Origin of the sequence: Spiroplasma sp. hy2 (assembly GCF_044714365.1) — a bacterium.
Lineage (GTDB): Bacteria > Bacillota_I > Bacilli_A > Mycoplasmatales > Mycoplasmataceae > Spiroplasma > Spiroplasma phoeniceum.
The window spans coordinates 1-6047 of sequence record NZ_RXFZ02000049.1 but is presented as its reverse complement, the minus strand read 5'-3'; the positions used below and the strand labels follow the sequence as shown (position 1 = coordinate 6047).

General features: G+C 30.9%; 6 protein-coding genes and 10 tRNA genes. All 16 read left to right on the top strand.

Annotation, left to right across the window (positions count from 1 at the left end; translation table 4 throughout):
- Positions 1-306: 306 nt before the first annotated feature.
- The 16 genes from EHV01_RS02575 to EHV01_RS02500 all read left to right on the top strand — a co-directional run bounded on the left by EHV01_RS02575 (position 307) and on the right by EHV01_RS02500 (position 5651).
- On the top strand, positions 307-645 hold the full coding sequence (locus tag EHV01_RS02575; RefSeq protein ID WP_400249046.1) for an Asp23/Gls24 family envelope stress response protein: 339 nt from the start codon (positions 307-309) through the stop codon (positions 643-645).
- Between the two features lie 111 nt (positions 646-756).
- On the top strand, positions 757-2376 hold the full coding sequence (locus EHV01_RS02570) for a DAK2 domain-containing protein (protein WP_422066067.1): 1620 nt from the start codon (positions 757-759) through the stop codon (positions 2374-2376).
- 90 nt (positions 2377-2466) lie between these two features.
- Positions 2467-2542: transfer RNA gene (locus tag EHV01_RS02565), tRNA-Cys, on the top strand.
- 41 nt (positions 2543-2583) lie between these two features.
- Positions 2584-2660: transfer RNA gene (locus EHV01_RS02560), tRNA-Arg, on the top strand.
- Positions 2661-2683: 23 nt separating this feature from the next.
- Positions 2684-2760 (top strand) — tRNA-Pro (locus EHV01_RS02555).
- A 16-nt stretch (positions 2761-2776) separates the two neighbouring features.
- Positions 2777-2852: transfer RNA gene (locus EHV01_RS02550), tRNA-Ala, on the top strand.
- Between the two features lie 31 nt (positions 2853-2883).
- Positions 2884-2960 (top strand) — tRNA-Met (locus EHV01_RS02545).
- A 1-nt stretch (position 2961) separates the two neighbouring features.
- Positions 2962-3038: transfer RNA gene (locus EHV01_RS02540), tRNA-Ile, on the top strand.
- A 32-nt stretch (positions 3039-3070) separates the two neighbouring features.
- Positions 3071-3163 (top strand) — tRNA-Ser (locus EHV01_RS02535).
- A 51-nt stretch (positions 3164-3214) separates the two neighbouring features.
- Positions 3215-3289 (top strand) — tRNA-Met (locus EHV01_RS02530).
- 2 nt (positions 3290-3291) lie between these two features.
- Positions 3292-3367 (top strand) — tRNA-Asp (locus EHV01_RS02525).
- Between the two features lie 5 nt (positions 3368-3372).
- Positions 3373-3448, top strand: a tRNA-Phe gene (locus EHV01_RS02520).
- Between the two features lie 95 nt (positions 3449-3543).
- Positions 3544-3993 (top strand): hypothetical protein, encoded by a 450-nt coding sequence (locus EHV01_RS02515; protein WP_422066066.1) that lies wholly within the window; start codon positions 3544-3546, stop codon positions 3991-3993.
- Between the two features lie 271 nt (positions 3994-4264).
- Entirely contained in the window at positions 4265-4960 is a 696-nt protein-coding gene (locus EHV01_RS02510) for an N-acetylglucosamine-6-phosphate deacetylase (protein ID WP_422066065.1), read from the top strand.
- A 116-nt stretch (positions 4961-5076) separates the two neighbouring features.
- Positions 5077-5424 carry an amidohydrolase family protein gene (locus tag EHV01_RS02505; protein WP_422066064.1) on the top strand — a complete coding sequence of 116 codons (348 nt, stop codon included), beginning with the start codon at positions 5077-5079 and terminating at the stop codon, positions 5422-5424.
- Between the two features lie 44 nt (positions 5425-5468).
- Positions 5469-5651: a 6-phosphogluconolactonase gene (locus tag EHV01_RS02500; protein ID WP_277938482.1), complete on the top strand. Its 183-nt coding sequence runs from the start codon at positions 5469-5471 to the stop codon at positions 5649-5651.
- Positions 5652-6047 lie beyond the last annotated feature (396 nt).

Below are 6047 nucleotides of genomic sequence, written 5' to 3'. Positions count from 1 at the left end.
TWTATTTTTAAATAAAAGACATAATTAATTAAAATTATAATTTGCTATTAGTATCTTTTTAAAAATATTTACAATTATTTTAATAGGTTATGCAAGAAGTCTAATATTAGCGGAAGAGAAGACATTAGAGAAACTTGTTAGTCCTAGTCATATGTTAACAAATATTGATGATTTTTTTTAAATAATTTTAAATGGGAAAGACAACGAAAAGTTAACAATTTAATTAAGAAAATATAATAAATTTATTGCTTTATTATATTTTCTAGTTATAATTAATAATGTTAATTTAGTTTAGTGGTGATTTTTATGATTGAAAAAATTAATGTAGCTAAAATTGCAAATTTAGTTCATGCAGCAGTAATTACAGTTCCTGGGGTCGCTGGATTCGCAAAGGTTGATGATACTGAAAATAATGAAGATAATGTGATAATGCTACTTAAAGATTACTCACAGTCAATTAAATTGAGACAAGATGGTCGTAATTTTTATATAGATATCTTTATTATTTTGCTAGAAGGAGTAAATATTAAAGATATTGCCCGAGAAATACAAATTAGGATTAAATATGAATTAGAAAAACTGGATATTTATTCAAACAATATTATGATTTATGTGAATGTAAATATTCAAGACTTATTAATTTAGGTAGGAAATTTATTAAAATGAGATATTTGAATGATGCAAGATTTACAGTTATATCACTTAGGAGAACTAAAAAAAGGAAATTAATTGATGAAAAATGTAAAGGTGATAGAAATGGAATTTAATGCAAAATCTTTTAAAGATTCACTGATCAGCGGTTATAATAAATTATATAATTTTTATCCAGAAATTGATAAATTAAATGTTTTTCCAGTTCCTGATGGCGATACGGGAACAAATATGAATTTAACGATGACTAATGCTGTTAAGGAAATTAATGAACTCAATTCGGAGTCAATTAGTAAGGTTGCTGATGTTTTTGCACGCGGCTTAATTATGGGAGCTCGTGGTAATTCAGGTGTTATTTTGTCACAGATCTTTCGTGGTTTTGCCAATGGTTTAAAAGAATTTGATGAATTAAATTTTGATTCAGTTAAAGCAGGGATTTCACAAGCAAATGAGGTTGCTTATAAAGCGGTAATGAAACCGGTTGAAGGAACAATTTTAACTGTAATTCGTGAAACTGCGGAACATGTTTCAACATTAGAAAAAGAAATTCCTGTTCCAGAGTTATTCCAAAAAATTGTTGATTTTGCAACTGAGTCATTGAATCATACTCCGGAGTTACTGCCAGTTTTAAAAGAAGTTGGTGTTGTTGATTCAGGTGGTTTTGGTTTAGTAAAAATATTTGAAGGCATTACAGAATATTGAAAAACAGGAAAAATTGTGCCACAACGAAAAAAACAGGTTGAAAATACTGGTGAAAATGTTGTTATGGATTTACAAAATGAAGAATTTGGTTATTGTACTGAAGCAATTGTAATGTTAGATCATAAGCATATTAATAAAATTAATGTAATGCAAATTCGCCAAACATTAGAAGATCAAGGTGGAAAATCAATTGTTGCAGTTGTTGATAATGATATTTTAAAAGTTCATGTCCATACTTTACTTCCTGGTTATATTTTAACTTTTTTACAACAACATGGTGAGTTTAAGAATATTAAAATTGAAAATATGAATTTACAAGCAGCCAAACATGTTAAAACAATTAAAATTGATCGGCAATTGAAAAATCCGGCCACTATTATTGCTGTCACACCATCAAATGGCATTGCTAATTTTTTCAAAACTGATTTAAATATTCAATTTACAGTTAATGGTGGAGCATCAATGAATCCATCAACGGATGATTATTTAAGTGCAATTGAAGCAGTTGATGCGGTTGATGTCTTTATTTTACCAAACAATAGTAACGCAATTTTAGCAGCGCAACAAGCAGCAAAAGTTGAACGTAAGTCCAATGTCTATGTTGTGCCAACAACATCAATTCAAGAAGGAATGGTAGCAGCTTTATCATTTGAACCGGGAGAGACACCGAAAAAGATTTATTCAACATTAAAAGCAAGTCTTAAAAATGTGACAAGCTTGTCAATTGCTGTTTCAGCAAAAACAACTTCAATTGATGGTGTTAAAATTAACAAAGGAGAATATATGGGAATTATGAATAAAAAAATTATTTGTTCATTTCCAACCTTATCATGAACAATGAAATACTTGTTTGACCGAGCAATTACAAAATCAACAGAAATTGTTACAATTTTTGCTGGTGAAGAAGCAGAAACACGCGATATTAATGCAATTCGAAAATATTTAGATGAAAGTTTTGATGTTGAATATGAATTTATTGATGGTGATCAAACATTATATCCGTTTTTAATTGCTGTAGAATAAATAAAAATAATAGAATGAATTTAATTTTTTTATTTATTTATCTTGAAATGAATTATGAATATGATAATATAGTAGGGGTTTAGATTTTATGGCACTATAGCCAAGGTGGCTAAGGCATGGGACTGCAACTCCCCGATCGTCGGTTCGAATCCGACTAGTGCCTCCATTTAAATCTGCTCAACATTTAAATACTGCTTTATTTCTTATGCGCCCATAGATCAATTGGATAGATCGTTTGACTACGGATCAAAAGGTTGAGGGTTCGAATCCTTCTGGGCGCGCCATTTATTTAAATGTTATTTTTTTTCGGAAAGTAGCTTAGCTTGGTAGAGCACTCGGTTTGGGACCGAGGGGTCGCAGGTTCGAATCCTGTCTTTCCGACCATTTTTTATACTATTTTGGGCCCGTAGCTCAGCTGGGAGAGCACCTGCCTTGCACGCAGGGGGTCGACGGTTCGATCCCGTTCGGGTCCACCATTAACTTTAGTAAAGCAATTAAACTTGATATGGCGGGATAGCTCAGCTGGTTAGAGCGCTCGGCTCATACCCGGGAGGTCAAGAGTTCAAGTCTCTTTCTCGCTACCATGGACCCTTAGCTCAGTTGGTTAGAGCATCCGGCTCATAACCGGATGGTCACTGGTTCAAGTCCAGTAGGGTCCACCATTTATTATTTAGTTGCTTTCCGACCATTTTTTGGAAGATTACCCAAGTCTGGTTGAAGGGATCGGTCTTGAAAACCGACAGGCGGTGAAAGCCGCGCGGGGGTTCGAATCCCTCATCTTCCGCCATTTTTTTAAAAAAACTTGCAATTAAAAGTTAAGTTATGATAGTATTAAAATTGTGGGGTGGAGCAGTGGTAGCTCGTTGGGCTCATAACCCAAAGGTCGCAGGTTCAAGTCCTGCCCCCGCAACCAATGGTCTTGTAGTGAAGTGGTTATCATGCCTCTCTGTCACAGAGGAGATCGCGGGTTCAAGTCCCGTCAAGACCGCCAATCGTGGTTCAGTAGCTCAGTTGGTAGAGCATTTGATTGAAGCTCAAAGTGTCGGCAGTTCAATTCTGTCCTGAACCACCATTGAATTTAGTTAAAAATAACCCTAGACTCTAAACTAATCTACGATTAATTTAGAGTTTTTTATTTTTGTTATATAATTAATAAAGGTGATGGGAATGTTTTCAAGATTGACAAAAGATATAACTTTTTATTTAAAACGTGAAGAGTGAAAGTTTGCGTTAAATGAAGACAATTTTAAATATAAACCACGCTTTGTCTTAGACCGTTATCAGAAAAAGATGGGAACTGAGAATTTCCGTAATTTTAAATATTGAATTTTTAAACGTTGAATTTTAAAAAATTTTGCTTATACCCAAGATTTTATTCATCGGTTTTATAAATATCAACGGAAATTAGATTTAGTGCTAACTGGTCGTGAACAAGAGTTTATTTATAATGTTGAAGAAGTTAATTTTACATTATGACGTCCCTTAAAAGTTTTACCAGTGGCATTTGATTTACAACCAAAGGAAAAGTGCCATTTTAAAAATAATGCTGTTAATATTCATCTTTTTACAACCCATAAAGATATTAAGTTTTTTTGTAAGGGAAGGGTGTTTTATTAATTACTAATAAGCGGTTTATTATTGATGGTTTAGATAAGAATAATAATAAGGAAGTAGTTCAGTTTAATTTAACAGATATTTCAAATGTTGAATTTATTGATATTGGTGTTAAAATTACGGTTGGAAAGCAAACTTATTTGATTCGGGAAAATAATCATATGTTAATTTTAGCATTGTTTTATCGTTGCTTGGGGCATAAGAAAGTTACCTTTGATCTTAAAAAACTACCACTAAATTTTAATTTTTAAGATAGAAAGATGAGAAAGACAAAATGATTTTAAAAAATGCGAAAATAATTTGTGAAGAAGTAATTTCAAATGGATGAATTGAAATTAAAGATAATAAAATTGTTAAAATTACAGCAGGTCATACTGACCAAAGAGGTTATGATTTACAACAAGCAATTATTATGCCTGGTTTTATTGACTGTCATGTGCATGGTGGATATGGTGAAGATACTGAAAAAGGCACAATTGCTAGTTTTCAAAAATTTGCTCAAGCAGTACCACAAGAAGGAATTACCAAATATTGCCAAGCAATTATTACTGGCAGTGATGATACTTTAACAAAAATTTTAACGGTATATCAAGATTATATGAAAAATTATAATAAGGGCCCGCAAGCACGACAAATTGGTGTCCATTTAGAAGGACCTTTTATTTCCCATAATTTTAAAGGTGCACATGATGAAACATTATTACAAGAACCAAACATTCACCTGTTAGAAAAATGAATAGAAGCTTCAAGTAATAACATTCGGATTGTCACATATGCGCCTGAAGAAGAAAATGGTACTTTTACAAAGTTTTTATTAGAACATCAAATTTTACCATCAATTGGACATTCAAATGCAACATATGATTTAGTCGCAAAACGAGTAGCAATGGGAGTCCACCATGTAACACACTTATATAATGCTATGAGCAAATATGATCATCGTCAGCCTGGTGTTGTCCTGCTGCATTAAATTTTGATGAAATTTTATGTGAATTAATTAGTGATGGAATTCATATTAATCCAAATATCATTAATTTAACTTATAAAATTAAAGGAGCAAAAGGAATTTGTTTAGTAACTGATGCAATGCTTGCAAAAGGATTACCTGATGGTGAATATCAATTTGGGCCATTGCCAGTTGTTAAAACGGGACAACAAGTTGTCATTAAAGGCACAACTACAATTACGGGGTCAGTTGCAACCTATGATTATTGTGTTCGTAATTTTCAGCAGTTTACTAATTGTTCATTCCAAGATTTAGCATTAGTTACTAGCACTAATATTGCTAAACAATTAGGAATTTATTCAACGACTGGTTCAATCGCTGTTGGTAAATTAGCAGATTTAGTTGTGTTAGATGCTGACTTAAAAGTTTTAATGACTTTATGTGAAGGTGAAATTGCTTATTCACAACATCATTTAACACAAAAATAGAAATTTATTTTAATAAATTATAAAACAATAGGGAGGAATAAAAAATGAAATTAATTATTGTTGAAGATAAAAATGCAATTGGGAAAGTTGTTGGACAAATTTTTGTAAATTATGTGCAGCAAAATCCAAAAGTTGTTTTTGGTTTAGCAACTGGTTCATCACCAGAAACAACTTATCAATATATTATTGAAGATTATAAAAAAATAAGACAGACTGAAGTAAAGTAACAACTTTTAACTTAGATGAATACATTGGTTTAGAACCAAACGACCCACAAAGTTATCGTTACTTTATGAATGAAAAATTATTTAATCACTTAAATATTGTAAATTGTAATTGCAAACACGCTTTTTCCAAAGCTCTTATTAATAAAATGATAACATCATTTAAAATAAATGCAACTATTTTTTAAAAAAATTAAAATATTTTATAAATATAACTTAATTTAATCATATTTAAGCATACTAAAAAATTATTTATTAAGTTTTATTAATAAATTTATTTATGAACTAATGCTAAAAATTCAAATGCCTTTTTAGAAGAAATTCAGTTAAGACAGGGGCGTAATTTATTATTAATAGTCTTCATTATTCAATTTAGTTGTTTATTATCAACTTTATTAA